The sequence below is a fragment of the Oerskovia enterophila genome (assembly GCF_044748475.1).
GTDB lineage: Bacteria > Actinomycetota > Actinomycetes > Actinomycetales > Cellulomonadaceae > Oerskovia > Oerskovia enterophila.
Genome location: NZ_JBIVFZ010000002.1, coordinates 408,517 through 426,516, shown reverse-complemented (window position 1 = coordinate 426,516; position 18,000 = coordinate 408,517). Strand labels below are relative to the sequence as shown.

12 protein-coding genes are annotated in these 18,000 nt (G+C 72.9%); 3 read left to right on the top strand and 9 right to left on the bottom strand.

The window, feature by feature from the left end; genetic code table 11:
* Window positions 1-13: 13 nt before the first annotated feature.
* Window positions 14-1,180: a glycosyltransferase gene (locus tag ACIPWA_RS06495; RefSeq protein WP_400288924.1), complete on the top strand. Its 1,167-nt coding sequence runs from the start codon at window positions 14-16 to the stop codon at window positions 1,178-1,180.
* On the opposite strand, the gene ACIPWA_RS06490 is transcribed toward ACIPWA_RS06495, so the two are convergent.
* Genes ACIPWA_RS06490 through ACIPWA_RS06475 form a run of 4 tightly spaced genes read right to left on the bottom strand, consistent with a single transcriptional unit; the run spans window position 1,140 to window position 6,911 of the window.
* Window positions 1,140-2,312 carry a glycosyltransferase gene (locus ACIPWA_RS06490; protein ID WP_400288923.1) on the bottom strand — a complete coding sequence of 391 codons (1,173 nt, stop codon included), beginning with the start codon at window positions 2,310-2,312 and terminating at the stop codon, window positions 1,140-1,142. The genes ACIPWA_RS06495 and ACIPWA_RS06490 overlap by 41 nt on opposite strands.
* A 26-nt stretch (window positions 2,313-2,338) precedes the next feature.
* Entirely contained in the window at window positions 2,339-3,382 is a 1,044-nt protein-coding gene (locus ACIPWA_RS06485) for a glycosyltransferase family 4 protein (RefSeq protein ID WP_400288921.1), read from the bottom strand.
* Entirely contained in the window at window positions 3,379-4,767 is a 1,389-nt protein-coding gene (locus ACIPWA_RS06480; RefSeq protein WP_068624301.1) for an O-antigen ligase family protein, read from the bottom strand. The genes ACIPWA_RS06485 and ACIPWA_RS06480 overlap by 4 nt, the downstream gene beginning before the upstream one ends.
* A complete protein-coding gene (locus tag ACIPWA_RS06475; protein WP_400288919.1) occupies window positions 4,764-6,911 on the bottom strand; it encodes a glycosyltransferase in 2,148 nt (715 codons plus the stop codon). Before ACIPWA_RS06475 ends, ACIPWA_RS06480 begins: the two co-directional genes overlap by 4 nt.
* A gap of 78 nt (window positions 6,912-6,989) precedes the next feature.
* On the opposite strand from ACIPWA_RS06475, the gene ACIPWA_RS06470 reads away from it, so the two are divergent.
* Window positions 6,990-7,916 carry a glycosyltransferase family 2 protein gene (locus ACIPWA_RS06470; protein ID WP_400288916.1) on the top strand — a complete coding sequence of 309 codons (927 nt, stop codon included), beginning with the start codon at window positions 6,990-6,992 and terminating at the stop codon, window positions 7,914-7,916.
* Here ACIPWA_RS06470 and ACIPWA_RS06465 read toward each other — a convergent pair.
* The 4 genes from ACIPWA_RS06465 to ACIPWA_RS06450 form a co-directional block, all read right to left on the bottom strand.
* A complete protein-coding gene (locus ACIPWA_RS06465) occupies window positions 7,913-8,965 on the bottom strand; it encodes a glycosyltransferase family 2 protein (RefSeq protein WP_400288914.1) in 1,053 nt (350 codons plus the stop codon). The two genes, ACIPWA_RS06470 and ACIPWA_RS06465, sit on opposite strands and share 4 nt — an antisense overlap.
* Complete coding sequence (locus ACIPWA_RS06460; RefSeq protein WP_400288910.1) at window positions 8,962-9,804, bottom strand: polysaccharide deacetylase family protein; 843 nt, start codon at window positions 9,802-9,804, stop codon at window positions 8,962-8,964. The genes ACIPWA_RS06465 and ACIPWA_RS06460 overlap by 4 nt, the downstream gene beginning before the upstream one ends.
* A 101-nt stretch (window positions 9,805-9,905) precedes the next feature.
* The gene (locus tag ACIPWA_RS06455; protein WP_400288908.1) at window positions 9,906-10,646 is read right to left on the bottom strand and encodes a BUD32 family EKC/KEOPS complex subunit; all 741 of its coding nucleotides are present in this window, start codon (window positions 10,644-10,646) and stop codon (window positions 9,906-9,908) included.
* A gap of 135 nt (window positions 10,647-10,781) precedes the next feature.
* The gene (locus ACIPWA_RS06450; protein ID WP_400288906.1) at window positions 10,782-12,140 is read right to left on the bottom strand and encodes a hypothetical protein; all 1,359 of its coding nucleotides are present in this window, start codon (window positions 12,138-12,140) and stop codon (window positions 10,782-10,784) included.
* Between the two features lie 208 nt (window positions 12,141-12,348).
* Between ACIPWA_RS06450 and ACIPWA_RS06445 the strand changes: the two genes are divergently transcribed.
* Window positions 12,349-16,761 (top strand): LamG-like jellyroll fold domain-containing protein, encoded by a 4,413-nt coding sequence (locus tag ACIPWA_RS06445; protein ID WP_400288904.1) that lies wholly within the window; start codon window positions 12,349-12,351, stop codon window positions 16,759-16,761.
* Here ACIPWA_RS06445 and ACIPWA_RS06440 read toward each other — a convergent pair.
* Complete coding sequence (locus ACIPWA_RS06440) at window positions 16,733-17,965, bottom strand: GNAT family N-acetyltransferase (RefSeq protein ID WP_400288902.1); 1,233 nt, start codon at window positions 17,963-17,965, stop codon at window positions 16,733-16,735. The two genes, ACIPWA_RS06445 and ACIPWA_RS06440, sit on opposite strands and share 29 nt — an antisense overlap.
* Window positions 17,966-18,000: the final 35 nt, after the last annotated feature.

The window sequence follows — 18,000 nt, the reverse complement described above, 5'->3', positions numbered from 1 at the left end:
CGCTGATCGACCGATGCGCGTCCTGGTCCTCGATCACACGGGCGAGCTCGGCGGGGCCGAGCTCGCACTCGTCCGGCTCTGCCACGCTCTTGGGCCCGAGGTCGACGTCCGCGTCCTGCTCTTCTCCGACGGGCCGCTGGTCGAGCGGCTGCGCGCCGCCGGTGTGGCGACCGAGGTGCTCTCGCTCGACCGGCGGACGGCGACGACGAGCAGGGAGTCGGTGGGGCGGGCGAGCCTCTCACAGCTCGTCTCGCTGCTCCGGCTCGTCCCGTTCAGCTGGGCCCTCGCTCGACGTGTCCGAGACCTTCGGCCCGATGTGGTCCACACGACGTCCCTCAAGGCGGACCTGCTGGGCGTCGTGCCCGCCAGGTGGGCGCGGTCTGCGCTGGTCTGGCACGTGCACGACAGGATCGCCGACGACTACCTGCCGTCGCGGGTCGCGCGCGTCTTCCGGTGGGCGGCAGCGAGGTTCCCCGACGCCGTGATCGTGAACTCCGAGGCCACGGCGTCGACGCTCCCGGTCGAGACGACCGTGGCCTACCCGGGGTTCGGGGCCGGGCAGGACCTCGCCGGTCCACGTCCCCCGCTCCCTGCCGGGCGCAGCGGGCCCGTCGTGGGAATGATCGGACGCATCAGCCGGACCAAGGGGCAGCTGGAGCTGGTGAGGGCCGCGCGGACCGTGCTGGACCGGCATCCGGACGCCGTCTTCCGTGTCGTCGGCGAGCCCAGCTTCGGTGCCGAGGAGTACGCCGACCAGGTCCGCGCCGAGGCGGAGCGGCTCGGAGTCGCGGACCACGTCACGTGGGTCGGCTTCGTCGCGGACCCGTCGACCGAGCTCGATGGCTTCGACGTGTGCGTGCACGCCTCGCCCGTCCCGGAGCCGTTCGGGCAGGTCGTGGTCGAGGCGATGATCCGCGAGGTCCCCGTGGTGGCCGCACGGGCGGGCGGCGTCGTGGAGATCCTCGCCGGCCCGCCGGGCGCGCCGGCGCTCGGACTCCTCGTCGAGCCGGGCGACGAGGAGTCGTTGGCGCAAGGAATCCTCGCAGTCCTGGATTCTCCGGGGGAGGCACGCGACCGGGCGGTACGTGCAGCGGTCGTCGCGCGACGCCGGTACTCGGCGGCACGGACCGCGGAGGTCGTCAGCGAGGTCTGGCTGAGAGCCGCCGGGCGCGCTCGATGACCGCACGCATCGCCTGACCCTGCGCCTCCCAGGTCGGGATGTCGTCGTCCTGGTGGACGTCCGTCGTGGCGGTCGCCGTGAGGGCTGCGAGGACCGCTCCGGGATAGCCCTCGGGGTCGGCGACCGTGACGCGTGGGTCCAGCGCGTCGCGGAACCCGGCGACGGGGGTCGCCAGCACGGGGCGTCCGACCGCGCGGTACTCGTACAGCTTGAGCGGGTCGAGGCTGTCCGTGAAGTCGTCGACGATGTGCGGGACGAGCAGCACGGTCGCGTGCTGGAGGTAGGCCGGTACGTCCGTCCACGCCCGGGCCCCGAGAATCCGGACCCCGGCCGTCGCCAGGGCTTCGTACTCCTGGCCCGTGAGGTCGAGGACCGGACCGACCACGACCACGCTCCCGGCGCTGCGGGTCGCGAGCGCCGTCCGGCGGACGAGGTCGAGGTCGAAGCGGTCGCGGTGGACGGTCCCGAGATAGAGCGCGACGGGTCCCTGGGGCAGGTCCTGCGGGCGTCGCTGGGGTCGCCGGTATCGCGCGACGTCGACGCCGTTCGTGATGAGGGTGACGTCTCGCTCGGTGCCCTTGGTCGCGGCCAGGTGGGGGGAGCAGACCGTCACCTCGTCGCACGTGGCGAGCAGCAGGGTCTCGTCCGCGAGCAGTCGGCGGCGGATCTCGGGTGCCCGGTCGGCCGCCAACCAGTCGTCGGTCACGTCGTACAGCGAAGGCCAGTCGGTCTCCTGGACGAGCGTCGCGGCCGCGGGATCGTTGACCCACAGGACGGGATGCCCGAGGCCGACCTTCCGCGCCGCACGGCGGACGAGTCCGGCGAGCCGGGAGTCGACCCGCGGGTCGATCCGGCGGGGAAGGATCTTGGTCGGCTGGTAGAGCCAGAGCTGGTCCAGGCCGACGCCCTCGAGGGGGTCCGCGCGTCGCAGTCCCGTCCCGGGACGCGGGCGGAACCCCCGCCGCACCTCGTGGAGCGGGTCTGCTGCTGGCTCGACGAAGAGGACCCGCAGACGCGGGTCGCCGCGCAGCAGCTCGGTCACGAGGTACTGGTTGCGGCGCCACACGATGTCCCAGCTCTCGAGCGAGATCACGACGAGCTCGTGGACCGTGTGGTCTGCCGTGCTGGTCATGTCGGGTCGCTCCTGGGGGTCGGACGTCATGGTCGGGGGGCCTGGAGCACCGTGCGGTAGACGGCAGTGGTGCCCTCGACCTGCGCGAGGGGGGTGAAGCGGGCCCGCTGGACGGCGCGGGCGGCCGTGCCGTACGCGTCCCGCCGCGCTGTCGATGCCGCGAGCACCGACAGGCTCTCGCCTGCGCGCACCACGTCGGTGGGTGGGTAGAGGGCGAGGGGGTCGAGCCCTGCGAGAGTCTCCAGGTGGCCACCGGCTCCGGCGGCCACGACGGGCAGGCCGTTCGACATCGCCTCGAGGACGCTGAGCCCGAGTCCCTCGACGGGGCACGGTGCGAGCAGGACGGCAGCGCTGCGCATGAGCTCGTCGACGTCCGATCGGGGGCCGAGGAGCTGGACGTGCCCACCGAGCCCCTCGTGCGCGACGAGCTCCTCGAGCGCGGGCCGCTGTGACCCGTCGCCCGCCACGAGGAGCCGCCACCCCCGCTCGTGAAGTCCGGACGCCGAGAAGGCGAGGACTCCGAGGTCGGTGCGCTTCTCGGGCTCGAGGCGCTGGACGAGCAGGACGGACCTCTCCCTGTCGGCCGCGCTCGGCCCGTCAGGCCGGTCGTCGATGCCGGGGTGGACGACGACGCTGTCGCCGTCGACGTGGTCGGCGACGTACTGGCTGATGGAGATCTGCGCACGGACGGGCGCGCGGGCGACCAGGGCGGTGAGCCCGGCGGCAGGTCCGCTGCCGCGGGTCCGGGCGAAGTGCCGGGTCGAGACGACCGGCGGCAGGCCCCGGGAGGTGACGGACCCCAGGGCCGCGGCGATCTCGGCCGAGGTCATGTGGACGTGCACGACGTCCGCGCCGCGCGAGGCTGCTCGGAGCGTCCGGACGACCTGGCGCAGGGACCCGGCGGGCAGGACCCGCACCGACGCGTCGTCGATGGTCTCGACCATCCGTGCACGGTGACCACCGATGACCACGACCTGGTCACCGTGGGCGGACTGGGCCCGTGCCAGCCGTGCGACGTGCCGCTCGACACCTGCGAAGGCGTCGGACTGCACGACATGGAGAACTCTCACGAGGACGGTTCCTTCGGGTCGGGGGTGCTGAGCGCCATGCTCCTCGCCGTGCCGGCGGCGTCGATCATCTCCTCGACGGAACGCAGGTCGTCGACCGGGAGCGCGGCTCCGGTCTCGACGCGCGCTGCCCGTCGCGACTCTGCGTAGGCGTCAGCCCCTACGCAGACACCGACGATGAGGAACGGCACCGACACCTGGACCGAGACCCAGAAGAGGTCGAACTGCCCTTGGATGAAGCGCATGAGGAGGACCGAGAACGCGAGCGTCCCGAAGCGGGGGTTCATGCGCCACAGCACGACGAGCGACCCGAAGAACAGGACGAGGAACGCGACGACCCCGACGATCCCGGCCGACGTGAGGACCTCGAGCTCGGCGTTCGGGGGCTGGAAGGTGTACTCCGTCCGGTTCGCGACCCACCAGCGCAGCCCGACACCCACCCAGGGGCTGCGCTCCCACACGTCGATCGCCTGCTCGTACCAGGTCAGTCGCTGGTAGGCGGAGTTGAACTGGTCCTTGGACGCGAGCTGTTCCTGGACCGCGGTCCACACGAAGTAGACCGCGGGGATCGCGGCCAGCAGGATGAGCTTGGAGCGCTTGCGGTCGGGGTCGGAGCGCAGCGTGATGAGGACGACGCCGATCGCCAGGCCGATCAGGGCCTGGCGTGACTGCGATGCCAGGACCCCGAGCCCGCACAGCCAGAACGCCGGGAAGGTGAACATCTTGGGCCATCCGACCCACCACGGACGGGCATAGGCCAGGAGCGCGGCGCTCCCGAGCACGCAGCCGATGAAGTTCTTGTGCATCGCGAACGGGATCTCGAGGTACACGGGACCGGTGTTGCCGGCCGCGAGCTGCTGGAGAGCGGTGACGCACGTCAGTGCCGCGATCACGAGGCAGGGGATCATGAACAGCGTCAGCCCGAGCCGGGCGCGCCCCGCCCGGCCGACCGCCCATCCGACCAGGAGAGCGCCGCCGACCGAGAGCCAGGCGTGGAACCACTCGACGGTGTTCGCGGTGTACGGGTTGGCGATGACCGTGAAGAGCGTCGCCACCTGGTAGAGCGCGGAGAGCCACAGGAGCGAGCGCATGGGGCGTGAGAGCGGTCGCTGGGCGAAGAAGAGGGCGAACCAGAAGGCACCGAAGAGAGCGAAGTCGCTGAGGGAGAGGTTGACCGCGTCACCACCGACGCGTTCGACGACCACCATGGCGGGCATGGCGAGGATCGGGAGGGCGGCGGGCTCGTAGATCGTCATCCCGACCACGAGCACGAGCGCGGCGACCGCGACGGCGATCGCGCTGTATCCCGGCACGAGGAAGCCCACCCCGACCAGCACGGCGGCGACGGCGACCGACCCGGCGGCCCAGGCGGCGGAGCGACGGATCACGACGACAGCTCCGGAGAGGGGCGGGCGCGCACCACCGCGGCCTCCGCACGCAGCGGACCGCGGAGGTACAGCGAGACCCGACGACGTGCAGCGGCGCGTCCCTCGCCCCGCAGGGCGACGCTCCGGGCGACCGATCCTGCGAGCACTCCCGTGCGCGCGAGCTGCCATCCCACCGCGCCGAAGTGCTTGCGCAGGTATCTCTCCTGGGACGCGTGGAAGTGCGTCTCGCGGCGCGTGGGGTCGCTGCTCGTGGCCCCGCCGAGGTGCAGCGCCTGCACCTCGGGGACGGCCAGGTGCCGCCGCCCCAGGAGGGTCGCACGGTAGGCCCAGTCGGTCTCCTCGGCGTAGAGGAAGAAGTTCTCGTCGAAGAGCCCGACCTCCTCGAGCGCGTCGGCCCGCAGCAGCAGCACGGACCCGATGACGAAGGACCGGTCGGCGGGAGCGCGGCGCAGCGAACCGAGGCCCACGGCCTCGACCCAGGTCCCGGCTGGCGACGGGTAGGGCCACACGACGCGCGCGCTCTCGCCGTCCCCGTCGACCTGGGCCGGCCCGACGCTCGCAAGGTCCGGAGCCTCGTGGAGCCGGGCCTGGAGCGTCAGGACGTCCTCGGGGGTCACGACGGCGTCGGGGTTGAGCAGCAGGACGTCGGCCCCGGGGACCTGGCGGTGCCGGATCCCGTGGTTGACCCCGGCGGCGAAGCCGCCGTTGCGCCCGGGGTCGAGGTAGCGCGCGCCGGCGAGCTCGGCGACCTCCTGGATCGTCGGCAGCGACGAGTTGTCGACGACCGTGAGCGAGAGCTTCCCCACGAGCGGGGCCAGCGCGTCGCGGACCAGGTCGGGGGAGCCGTAGGCGACCAGGACCACCTCGGGAGCGGGCCGCTCCGTGCTGCCCGACGGCGCCGGGCCGCCCTGGGCGTCAGCGTCACGTCGCGTGGTGCCGACGGGAGGGGACGAGCGCGCCGTGGCCTCCTCGTAGATCGCCCGGTAGCGGCGGGCGACCTCGGGCCACGCGCACGTGGCCGCGCGGGCCGCGCCTCGACGTCGGAGGGAGTCGGCCAGGCCCGGCTCGTCGGCGACGCGCACGAGGGCGTCGTGCAGGGCGACGGGGTCGCCGGGAGGGACCAGGAGACCGGCGCCGCCGACCACGTCGGGCAGTGCGCCCGAGTCGCTCGCGACGACCGGGACGCCGCAGGCCATGGCCTCGACGGCGACCCGGCCGAACTGCTCGATCCACCCGAGGGTGTCGAGCGAGGGCACGGCCAGGACGTCGAGGGCGCGGTAGAACGAGACCAGGTCGTCGCCGGTGAGCGGGCCGACGAACCGCACCCGGTCACCGAGCGGCCGAGCCCGCTCGCGCAGTGCCGGGGCCGAGGGGCCGTCGCCGGCGAGCGTCAGGTGCAGCCGCTCGTCGCCCTCGACCGCCGTGAGGAGCACGTCGACGCCCTTGTGCGGGGCCAGGCGGCCCGCGTAGCCCACCCGCACGAGACCCGCAGGGGAATCCCCCGGGGCATGGGGGCCTGCCGAGTCGCGGCCCGGGTGACGGGGAGCGGGGACGGACGCGACGCCGTCGGACGGGGTGGCGGGAGAGGGGGCAGGCGAGAACACCGAGAGGTCCACGCCCAGCGGGACGACCTCCACGACCCCCCGTGCGCCCTTGGCGCGCACGATGCGTGCGGCGGCCTCGTTGCAGACCGAGACGGCCGCGGCGCCGCGCAACGCGGCGCGCTCGAAGGCCCGGAAGGGCCAGGGATAGCGCTTCGAGATGTTCTGCGCCGAGTACAGGACGTAGGGCGGCGCGGGGCGCCAGGACCGGCCGGGCAGGTGTGCGCGGAGCCAGCGCAGGGCGAGGATCTCGGCCGTCGCCAGGGCGAACGGCTCCTCGTGGACGTCCAGCACGTCCCAGGACTCGCCCAGCGCACGCCAGAGGGGGCCGGGGGCGTACACGAAGAGCGCGGGGTGGGTGCCCGCGGTGCGGACGCCTCGGACGGGCTCGCCCGGTCGGGGACGCAGCGGGACCGTGGTCCCGGCCTCGTCCCACGAACGCGCGGACACGAGGCGCACGTCGAGACCCAGCGCGCGCAGAGCCCGCTCGCGCTCGCGCCACGCGTCGACGACTGCGCTGTGCGAGACGCGGAGGATCCTCATGTGGGAGATTGTCCCCCAGCAGGAGGCCGCTCCCCCTGTCGTCCCACCGAATTCACCCAGATCGTCCTGAGGAGCCCTGTGCCCGACCGAGCCGCCGACGAACCCCTGGTGAGCGTCGTGCTCGCCACCAACCGTGGTGGTCCCTTCCTGGCCGAGGCGCTGGCCTCGGTCGCTGCGCAGACGTACCCGCACGTCGAGCTCCTCGTGATCGACGACGGATCGCCCGACCCGACCGAGATCCAGGGGCTCGTCGCGTCGGCCGGGCTCGGGACGGTCCTGCGCCTCGAGCCGTCAGGGGTGTCCGCCGCGCGCAACGCGGGGGTCCAGCGTTCGCGCGGCGACCTGCTCGTGTTCCTCGACGACGACGACCGCTGGCACCCCGACCGGGTGCGGCTGACCGTCGAGGCGCTGGTGGGCCGCCCCGACGCCGTGGTCGGGTACTGCGCGATGCGCACGATCGACCCCGCGGGGGAGCAGGTCGTGGCAGCGGACCAGCGCGCGGCTCGCGACGCGCGCGACGTGGTCCGGGGGCGGACCGGCATCATGCTGCCGAACCTCATGATGCGCCGGAGCGCGTTCGACGCCGTGGGCGGGTTCGACCCGGCGTACCGCCAGGGCGAGGACCTCGACCTGGTCCTCGCGGCCGCGACGCTCGGTCCGTTCGTCTTCGTCGACGCCATCCTGGTCGACTACCGGTACCACCCCGGCAACACGACGCGGGCCTACCGCGACCTGGCGGCCGGGATACGCGTGATCCTGCGCGCCCGCCGCTCGCTCGCGCGATCTGCCGGCAGGACGGATCTCGACGCCGCCTACCGTGACCGGTTGCGTGCCAACGACCGGTTCGCGGCGTGGAGCGCGGCGCGCGCGGCGCGGGCCGACCTGTCGGACCGCCGGTTCGGGGCGGCGGTCGGGCACGTCGTGTGGGCGGCGAGGTTCGCGCCGACGGCGCCGGTCGACTGGGCGCGCGAACGCGTGCGGCGGCTGGTGGACCGGGAGCGCTAGGAGCGCCCCCCGTTCCAGTGCGCGGGCGGGACGATCGGCGGGGCCGGCGGGACGTGCCCGAACCGCCACCCTGCACTCCAGCTCAGCCTCCAGACCAGGTCGGACAGGTCGCCGGGGCGCCGCACCGTGGACGCCTTGCGGAACGCCTTGCCGACGAACCCGACGCCGCGCACGACGATCGTGCGTCCTCGACGTACGAGGGCAGCGAGGCGGTCCGCGGCGCCGCCGCCCCGTGAACGGGTGGACGGGGCGTCCCCCGCAGCGGGGGCAGCGTCCGCGTCCGACGACGACGGGTCGCTGGGCTCGCTCGACGCGTCCCCGAGGAGCAGCGAGTACCGCACGCTCAGCCAGCGCTCTCCGGCGCCGTACGCGAAGGACTGGCGGGCGATGTTCCGCAGGCCGTCCCGTCGCCGGACGTGCAGGACGACGTCCGGGACGAACACCAGGTCGTGCCCCGCGAGCTGGACCCTGATGCAGAAGTCGTCGTCCTCTGCCGTCCGCGCCCCCTCGAAGAACCCGCCCACCTCGTCGAAGACGGCCTTGCGCACGCCCATGTTCCCCGAGCCCGCGGTCACGAACTGCTCCAGCCCGGGCTTGACGGTCAACCGGTCGGTCTGCGCGGTCCAGGTCACCGACGACTTCAGGTCCCTGTTGAGCCGTGCGCCCTCGAAGGGGCCCGCGACGAACTCGTGCTCGCCGAGCGCTCGGTGGACCGCCTCGACCCAGCCGTCCGCGACCATGTCGTCGGCGTCGCAGAACGCGAGCGCTGACGCCCTCGCCTGGGCGACGGCGATGTTGCGCGCGGCGCTCGGGCCGCGGCGGGCGGACGCGTCGACCAGCCTCAGCTCGGGCATGCGCGCGGTCCACTCCTGGACGAGCCGCCGGGTGCCGTCGTTCGACCCGTTGTCGCTCACGATCACCTCCCAGGGCCAGGCAGGGCGTTGCGCGAGCAGCGCGCCCAGCTGGACCCCGAGGGTCGACTCGGCGTCGTACGCGGGGATGACGACCGAGAGCTCGGGGCGATCCCTCTCGCCGGGGTGTGCGCTCACGACGTTCGCATCCTCTCGCGGGCCATGCTCATCACGGGCTGGTAGCCGGACACGAGCTCGTGAGCCGTCATGGTCCGATAGCCGTCCGCGGACAGGCGGTCCAGCACGAGCCCGAGAACCTCCGCACGGTCGAAGTCCGGGAAGACCTCGTCCTCGGCGAGCGTCTCCGGGTCGCCGCGGTCGTCGTGGAGGAGGAGCATGCTCCCCGGGAAGATCGTGGACAGCGCGCGGTCGGCGATGCGGGTCTCCTCGTCGTCGACCCAGTCGAACGCGTCCCCGGACCAGATCAGGACGTCGAGCCCCAGGCCGGCGATGCCGTGGGCCTGGCGGACCGTGTGCGCCCCGTACGGGGGACGGAACGAGACGAGCGGTGCGGAGACGAGGGACTCGACCTCGTCCTTCGCGTCACGCACGTACCGCACGGCCTCGGCGTCGCCCATCGTCAGCAGCGACCTGTGGTCCTGTCCGTGGAGGGCCAGCTCGTGCCCCTCCGCGACGATGCGTCGGGCGATCTCCGGGTGCGCCCGGACCTGTCGGGCGAGAGCGAAGAACGTCGCGGTCGCGCCGCGGGAGGCGAGCAGGTCGAGGAGACGAGGCGTGTGCTCGGGGTGCGGGCCGTCGTCGTACGTGATCGAGACGACGCGGTCAGCCGTGTTGACGCAGAACGTCCCCAGGGCGCGGGTCGCGAGACGGGGAAGCGGCAGGCGGGTGTAGGCGACCTCGGCGAAGCGACCGCCCACGGGTGGCGGGGTGCTCTCGATGTCGCGGCGGCGGACCACGATCCCGCGTGGCGGACGGCGGGTGGTGGCGCGGCCTGCGCCTTGCCGGGACTCGGCCATGGTCTGACCCTCTCTGGTCGTCCAGGACACGGACGGCGCCTGCGGACGTGCTGGTGGCGGTGCTGCGAATGCTACGGGACGGGCGCGACGACGGTGAGGTGTCAGGTCCGGACCCCGTCGAGCGCCTCGAGCTTCGCGCGCGCATCGGGGGAGGTCGCGCTCGCGGCGACGAGCTGGGGCCGGAGCGCGTCGACTGCGTCCGCGAGGGTCACACCGAGCATGTGGTGGAAGGACCAGTCGTCCTCCGGGTCGAACGCCGGGTCGAGGCTCCGGTCCCGAGGGAGGGGGTCGTTGCCCGTGATGTCCCCGGAGTCCAGGAAGGGGATGCCAGGGGTCCGCGGCCCGAACGTCTCGAAGTCGGTCACGACGGGCCGGCCGTCGAGCAACCAGATGTTGTGCGGCTGCAGGTCGCCGTGCAGGTTTCCGGTGAGGTAGATCTCGAGCAGCACGTCCAGGGTCCAGGCCCCGAGCGCGACGCGCTCCTCGCGCGAGAGCTGCTGTCCGGCGACGTCGAGCCGCGCGTCGTCGGGCAGCCGTGGCACGGTGAATCCTCGCTTGTGCCACCTGACCACGGGCATGCGCCACGGCCGGTGACCGAACAGGTCTCCGGTGACCTTCTCCGCGAGGAACGCGTCCCTGCCGACCCGCGTGCGGGCGAAGTACTTGGAGACCGTGGGCCGTCCCTGGTGCGAGGTGTAGACGGTCACCGAGCGGTCCGTGGCCTTCACGAACGTCGCACCCACGGGGCTGCCGAAGATGTACACCATCCGCGCACGGTCGACGACGCGGTGCACGAACGAGCGCGGCGGCGGCCCTTCTTCCTGGACGGCAGGAATGCTCATGACGACTCCTCGACTCGGGTTGCGGTCGCGGACCCCCACGATCGATGACGGCAACGGTAGCCGGGAGCGCTCGGCGGGGTCCACGTCGAGGGGCCGGGTGAGCGGGCGAAATCCGCGCGGCTCGCCCGGTGGCGGTCAGGACAGACGATCCTTCAGGGCGTGGAACGCCGAGCGCAGACGGTGGTACGCACCACGGACGACGCGCGACCTGCCGAGGGTCCGCGCGGCCCGGCTGCGCTTCGCGGACTGCCAGATCTCCGCGGTCGCGACCTTGAGCGGAGGGTCGGCGAGCACCGTGAGGCGGAAGCGCTCGAGGAACGCGACGTTCCGGTGCACCGCGGGGTCGACGGGCAGAGGGACCGTGAAGTCGTGACCCGCCAGGTAGCCGTCGAGCAGCGAGGCGGCGACCGCGTCGTCCGTGAGGTTGCGGGCGGTCTCCTCGGGCAGGCCGACCTGGAGCGCGAGGTCTGCCAACCGGGTCACGTAGGCGGGCTTGACGGCCGGCTTCTGCACCTTCGCGTGGTAGAGCAGGGAGAAGAGGTGGTCGTCGTGACGGGGGACGGCCACCAGGGTGTCGTGCCACTCGCGGCGGGCGAGGATCTCGCGCTGCCACTCTGTGTCGAGATATCCGTCGCCCACGTAGCGGGTGTCGAAGAAGACCTCCTCGCCTCCGACCGACGTGCGGAACTGCGCGCCCTCGGGCCCCGGATACACCTCGGTCGCGTTCAGCACGGCCGCGAGGTCGGTCTGGTCCCGGCACAGGACGTCGATCTCACGGTCGTCCTCGAGTGTCCCGGGCAGGTCCTCGAAGTTGCGCAGGACCACGTACTCGGAGGTGTGCCGCAGGACCCGGAAGAGCGCGTCGAGGCTCTCCCACCCGTCGCTGCCCACGAGGTCCTCGGCCAGGACCGAGATCTCCTCGACGGGAGCCTCCTTCGCCAGGACCTCGGCCAGCCGGTCGACCCCCAGGATCAGGGTCGCGTCCCGGAAGAACTCGCGGACGTTGTTGCTCGAGTGGATCCGGTACCCACCCGTGAGGTCGCGCGCGGCCCGCTTGACCCGGGCGATGTTGACGTTGGTGAGCTCGACGTAGCCCGAGACGTTCTGCCGGTAGGAGTAGGCCGGCGCGTGGTCCTCGAGGACCAGCAGGAGGAACGGGCCGTCCCCGACCTCCTCGTGCTTGGGCGACGTCCCCCAGAGCGTCTGCCCGTAGAGGCGCTCGAAGTTGTTGACCATCTTCTCGGCGCTCCACCGCACCTCGACCTGCGCGAGCACCGTGAAGTCGGCGGCGACGAGATCGAGGATCTCCCGCTCGTGCTCACGGCCGCCCGACCACACGACCAGGAGCTGGAGGTCACGGTCCAGCTGGTGCCGGAACGCGTCGACCTCGGGCGTCCACCGGTACGTCAGCCGGGTCGGGTCGTAGGCGGTCACCGGGGTCCGGTCCGCGCGCTCGGTCTGCGCAGGGTCGAGGTCGGTGCCGGGACGGTTCATGGCGCGACAGTAACGCACACCTGGCGGTGATCGTCGGGGTTCGGCGCGCGGGAAGGTGCCTCTCGCCGGGTGAACTTCTGGGACCGACTATCGCCGGCTTCGGCCCCGATGGTTCGATGGGAGGTGGTGGCCGCTCCGGGGGCGCGCCGCGGGCAGTCGCCGCGGCGTGCGGACGCACCGCACGAGACTCCGGACAGGAACGAAGTAGATGGCACGCTCTGACGGATCTCACCGTCGACCCGCGACGGCTCGCCGCTCGGTGGTGCGGATCACCGCGCCGCTACTGGTCGGTGCCCTCGTGCTCGCGACGGCCGGGTCGGTCGTCTCCGGTGACCTCCGCGCAGCCTCGGCAGCGGGCCCGGGGAGCGTTCCCGTGACCACGGTCCAGGGCGACACCAGGGCCGAGGGCCGGGAGATCGGTGGCCTCGTCGGGCAGGACGTCGCCCCGAACTTCTCGGCGGACGGCGCAGGGCCCGAGACCCCGACGACGGTCGCGACGTCGCTGTGGTGGCGGTGGACCGCGCCCGAGTCGGGCCGGATCAGCTTCTCGACGAGCGGCAGCGAGCTCGACACCACGGTCGCCGTGCGTCGCGCTGCGGCACCGACGACCGTCGTCGCGTCCAACGACGACGACGGCGACGTCGCGACGTCGCAGGTGGCCTTCGACGCGGTCGCGGGCGAGGAGTACCTCGTCGAGGTCGGGACCAAGGCCGGTGAGCCCGGGCTCGTGACGTTGGCGTGGCAGACGCCGGCGCCCGCGGCCGACGCCGCGCCGAACGGGCCGAGCGCCCTGACCGCGGAGACGGCACTGACGACGACGGCCGTCCCGCTGAGCGGCAACACGGGCGAGAAGCCGCAGTCCAAGCTGTGGTTCGCGCACGACACCTGGTGGGCCGCGCTCGCCTCGACGAGCACCTCCCCCGCGGGGACGTGGGTGTGGCGCTACGACCTGACGGCCGGGACCTGGACCAACGTGGTGCGGATCTCGGACCGCACCGACGTGCGCGCGGACGTCAAGGTGGTGGGCGACGTCGCGCACGTGCTTCTCCACGGCCCGACGACGTCGCTCGTCTCGCTGGAGTACGTCGCCTCGTCGAACGCCTATCAGCCGTGGTCGCAGCGCACGACCGCTACCACGGTCTCGCTCCCCGGGAGCGAGACGGGGACCATCGACGTCGACTCGACGGGGCGGCTCTGGCTCGTCGCAGACACCAGCACGAGCATCCAGGCGCGCTACAGCGATGCGCCGTACACGACCTTCTCCGCCCCGGTCACCGTCGCCTCGGGCGTCCTCGACGACGACATCGGCATGGTCACGGCTCTTCCCGGCGGCAAGATCGGGGTGCTCTGGTCCAACCAGAACACCAAGCGTTTCGGCTTCCGGACCCACGTCGACGGGACGAACCCGCAGACGTGGACGGCCGACGAGAAGCCCGCGCAGTCCTCTGCCCTGAACCTCGGTGACGGCATGGCAGACGACCACATGAACGTGGCGGTGGCCTCCGACGGCACCCTGTACGCCGCGGTCAAGACGTCGTACGACTCTCCGGGGTCGACCGTGATCGCGCTGCTCGTGCGTCGCGCCGGCGGCACGTGGGACCCGCTGTACGAGGTCGATCGTCTGGGTACGCGCCCGATCGTCGAGATCGACGAGGCCACGGGCCTCCTGCGAGTCGTCTACACGCACAGCGAGGTCCTCGACGACATCCTCGAGAAGGTGACCCCCCTCGACGCGATCTCCTTCTCCCAGAACGCCACCACGGTGCTCGACGGGACCTACAACAACGTCACGGGGGCCAAGCAGAACGTGCCCGGCGCGACGCTCGTCATGGCCGCCTCGAGCTCGACGGCGGGCACCGCGCGGCTGCCGTGGATCGACCCGCGTGGCCCGGTCGCCACGGCGGGCCTGACCGCGACGTCGGTCGGGGTCGCTGCGACCGGGACCCTCAAGGGGTCGTCGCCCGTGGGCGGTGCGCTGACGTTCGAGGTGGTCGCGGCTCCGTCGTCGGGCACGGTGACGGTGACGAACCCCGCCACGGGGGCGTTCACGTACACGCCTGCCGAGGGCTTCGTGGGGGCCACGAGCTTCACGTTCCGCGTCAAGGCGGGGTCGACGTGGTCGAACGTCGCGTCCCAGAGCGTGCGGGTCACGGCGGTGGCGGGGACCCGGGGCACGTGGGAGCTCGACGAGGGCGCGGGCGTGCTCACGGCGGACTCCTCGGGCTGGGGCTTCCAGGGCACGCTGACCGGGGGGACGAGCTGGGTCACGGGCAAGGCGGGCAAGGCCGTGCGCCTCGACGGGTCGACGGGCCGTGTCTCGGTGCCGGACGGGGACGGGCTGGACGTGTCGTCGGCGTTGACGGTCTCGGCGTGGGTGCGTCCGGAGCGGCAGGCGACGCAGTACGTGGTGAAGAAGGCGGTGTCGGGGTCGTCCGACGGGTACGAGCTGGGGATCTCGAGCGCGGGGAAGCCGTTCTTGCGGGTCAACCAGAAGACGTCGGGGGACACGTTCCGGGTGAACGCGACGTCGGTGCTGCCGACGAACGGGAGCACGTGGGTGCACCTGGCGGGGACGTACGACGGTCAGCGGTTGCGGATCTACGTCGACGGGGTCGAGCAGGGTTCGATCGCGGGTCCGGCGTCGGTCGGCGTGAACACGCTGCCGTTGACGATCGGTGCGCAGCCCGACGGCCTGTACCCCTTCCAGGGCGCGGTCGACTCGGTGCGCCTGTCCGACCGTGCGCTGACCGCAGCCCAGATCACCGAGATCGTCCAGGGCGGTGGCCCCGTGCCCACGACCCCGGTCGCGACCGACGGGGCCTCCACCACCACGGCCGGTGCCGCGGTCTCGGGGACGCTCGCGGGCAGCTCGCCGAGCGGGGGTGCGCTGACGTTCGAGGTGGTCGCCGCTCCGGCGTCGGGCACGGTCGTGGTCACGAACCCCGCCACGGGGGCCTTCACGTACACGCCCGCCACCGGATACGTCGGGACCACGACCTTCACGTTCCGGGCCAAGGCGGGCTCGACGTGGTCGAGCGTCGCGACCCAGACCGTGCGCGTGACCTCCGCTCCGGGGGTCCGCGGTACCTGGGAGCTCGACGAGGGCAGCGGGACGACGTCCGCCGACTCGTCCGGGTGGGCACAGACCGGCACGCTGTCGGGCGGCGCGACCTGGGTCGACGGCACCGACGGCAAGGCGGTCCGACTCGACGGCAACGCCGGCAAGGTGTCGGTCCCCGACTCCGAGGCGTTGGACGTGTCGTCGGCGTTGACGGTCTCGGCGTGGGTGCGTCCGGAGCGGCAGGCGACGCAGTACGTGGTGAAGAAGGCGGTGTCGGGGTCGTCCGACGGGTACGAGCTGGGGATCTCGAGCGCGGGGAAGCCGTTCTTGCGGGTCAACCAGAAGACGTCGGGGGACACGTTCCGGGTGAACGCGACGTCGGTGCTGCCGACGAACGGGAGCACGTGGGTGCACCTGGCGGGGACGTACGACGGTCAGCGGTTGCGGATCTACGTCGACGGGGTCGAGCAGGGTTCGATCGCGGGTCCGGCGTCGGTCGGGGTCAACACGCTGCCGTTGACGATCGGTGCGCAGCCCGACGGCCTGTACCCCTTCCAGGGGGCCGTCGACTCCGTGCGCCTCCTCGACCGTGCGCTGACCGCGGCGGAGGTCGCGTCGCTCCACGAGTCGGTCGAGCAGCCAGCCCTGCCGCCCGTCGCACAGGACGTCTCGGCGTCGACCACGGCCGGTGCCGCGGTCTCGGGGACGCTCGCGGGCAGCTCGCCGAGCGGGGGTGCGCTGACGTTCGAGGTGGTCGCCGCTCCGGCGTCGGGCACGGTCGTGGTCACGAACCCCGCCACGGGGGCCTTCACGTACACGCCCGCCACCGGATACGTCGGGACCACGACCTTCACGTTCCGCGTCGGCGCGAACGGGCTCTGGTCGTCCGTCGCCACGGCGAGGGTCCAGGTGACCCCGGCGGACGGCCTGCGTGGGGCCTGGGACCTCGAGGAGGGCACGGGGCTCGCCGCCGCGGACACGTCGGGCTGGGGCAACGTCGGAGCCCTGTCCGGAGGGACCACGTGGGTCACGGCCGGCGGTCGGTCCGCGGTGCGGTTCGACGGCGCGACGGGCAAGGTCTCGATCCCCGACGCGGACGCGCTCGACGTCTCGTCGGCCCTGACCGTCGCCGCCTGGGTACGGCCCGAGCAGGTCGCGACCCAGTACGTCGTCAAGAAGGCCTCACCGAGCGCGACCGACGGCTTCGAGCTGGGGCTGTCCAGCGCGGGCAAGGCCTTCCTCCGTCTCAACCAGGCGACGGCGGGGGACACCTACCGGGTCAACGCCACGTCGACGTACCCGTCGAACGGCACCACCTGGGTGCACCTCGTGGGGACGTACGACGGTCAACGCATGCGGCTGTACGTCGACGGTGTCGAGCAGGGGTCGGCCGCAGGCCCGGGGACCGTCGGGGTCAACACCCTGCCCCTGCTCCTGGGTGGGCAGCCCGGCGGCACGCTCCCGCTCAAGGGTGCCGTCGACGGCGTCAGGCTCTACGACCGCGCGCTGAGCGCTGCCGAGGTCGTCGCGCTCAGGACCCAGACTCCGCCGCCTGCCTGACGTCGCGGGTCGGGGGACGCTCTGCGCGGGTACGGCGCTCGTCCCTGGCCGTGCGCACCCGGCCCGCGAGCACGCGTCGGCGCTGCCCCAGGGCCACGATCTCGCGGAGCAGCAGCTGCCCCGGCCAGCGTCCCAGCGCGGCCGTGAAGGACACCGTGCGCAGTCGCGAGGGGTAGAGCTCGTTCTGGTCGGGGTAGAGGGACGGGTGCATGCACGAGTCGAGCAGGTCGAGGTCGCCCTGGGCGGCGAACCGCTTGACCGTGAGCAGGCGCCCCAGGACGCCCGGCGCGTGCTGCGCCCCCTTCTCGGCATACTCGTCGTACCAGGCGAACAGCGTGCCTCCGGACCGGAGGAACGCGGCCATGTAGAAGGTCTCGCCCGCGGGCCGCAGGGCGAGCAGGGTCGCGCGCCCCGCGGCCGCGTGCGCACGGAAGACGTCCACGAACCACTCGGGTCCCTCGCGCAGCCGGGAGAAGCCGACCCCGTCGCGGTCCGGGTCGGCCTTCCAGGTCTCGAGCTCGAACCGGAGGAACTCGGCGGGGTCCTCGACGACGTCGAGCGTCAGGGAGTCGAGCTCGGCCGGGACGCCCGCGGCCTCCGTGAGGCGACGGGCCCGACGGCGGACGGCCTTGGCGCGCGACCTCGGGAGGTAGCCGAAGCTCCCCGGATCCTCGACCTCGGCGAAGCGGACCGCGGCCCGTTCGTCCCCGCCCCAGACGTGGAGCCTCGACCCCTCGTCCGCGAACGCCCGCTGGAGCGCGGCACCGCCCGGGCCGTCGCCCGAGACGAACGCCATCTCGATGCTCCCGCCGAGCTCGTGCGAGAACCGCCGGAAGGCCCGCACGAGGCCGGTGGCGGCCCGCCGGGCGTCGCCCTCGTGCAGGAGCGGGACGCCGAGCGAGGTGAACTGGTTGAGGATCGGCCCGTCGTTCGACGCGTGCCGGTGCGGCCAGCGGCGGTTCGCCGGGACCATCTCGTAGGGCATGAGCGCGAGCCACGTGCCACCCGACTCGACGACCACCAGGCGCAGGGTGCGGTCCGGGTCGAAGTGCGCGGCGGTCGGGACCAGGAAGTCCGGCCCGTAGAACACGTTGGGCTCGGCGGCGTGGTCGGCGAGGTCTCTCCAGCGGGAGACGTCCTCGGGGCCGAGCGTGGAGACTGCGGCGAGGCGGACGGACAGGCGGGGCGAGTCGTTCGAAGGCATGGGTTCCCGTTCGAGGAGGCGGCGCGAAGGGGCCG

What these genes read in the sequence shown, in the direction of transcription:
- ACIPWA_RS06475 (WP_400288919.1), bottom strand. Translation starts at nt 6,911, where the DNA reads ATGAGGATCCTCCGCGTCTCGCACAGCGCAGTCGTCGACGCGTGGCGC.
- ACIPWA_RS06445 (WP_400288904.1), top strand. Translation starts at nt 12,349, where the DNA reads ATGGCACGCTCTGACGGATCTCACCGTCGACCCGCGACGGCTCGCCGC.
- ACIPWA_RS06490 (WP_400288923.1), bottom strand. Translation starts at nt 2,312, where the DNA reads ATGACCAGCACGGCAGACCACACGGTCCACGAGCTCGTCGTGATCTCG.
- ACIPWA_RS06460 (WP_400288910.1), bottom strand. Translation starts at nt 9,804, where the DNA reads ATGGCCGAGTCCCGGCAAGGCGCAGGCCGCGCCACCACCCGCCGTCCG.
- ACIPWA_RS06450 (WP_400288906.1), bottom strand. Translation starts at nt 12,140, where the DNA reads ATGAACCGTCCCGGCACCGACCTCGACCCTGCGCAGACCGAGCGCGCG.
- ACIPWA_RS06495 (WP_400288924.1), top strand. Translation starts at nt 14, where the DNA reads ATGCGCGTCCTGGTCCTCGATCACACGGGCGAGCTCGGCGGGGCCGAG.
- ACIPWA_RS06440 (WP_400288902.1), bottom strand. Translation starts at nt 17,965, where the DNA reads ATGCCTTCGAACGACTCGCCCCGCCTGTCCGTCCGCCTCGCCGCAGTC.
- ACIPWA_RS06455 (WP_400288908.1), bottom strand. Translation starts at nt 10,646, where the DNA reads ATGAGCATTCCTGCCGTCCAGGAAGAAGGGCCGCCGCCGCGCTCGTTC.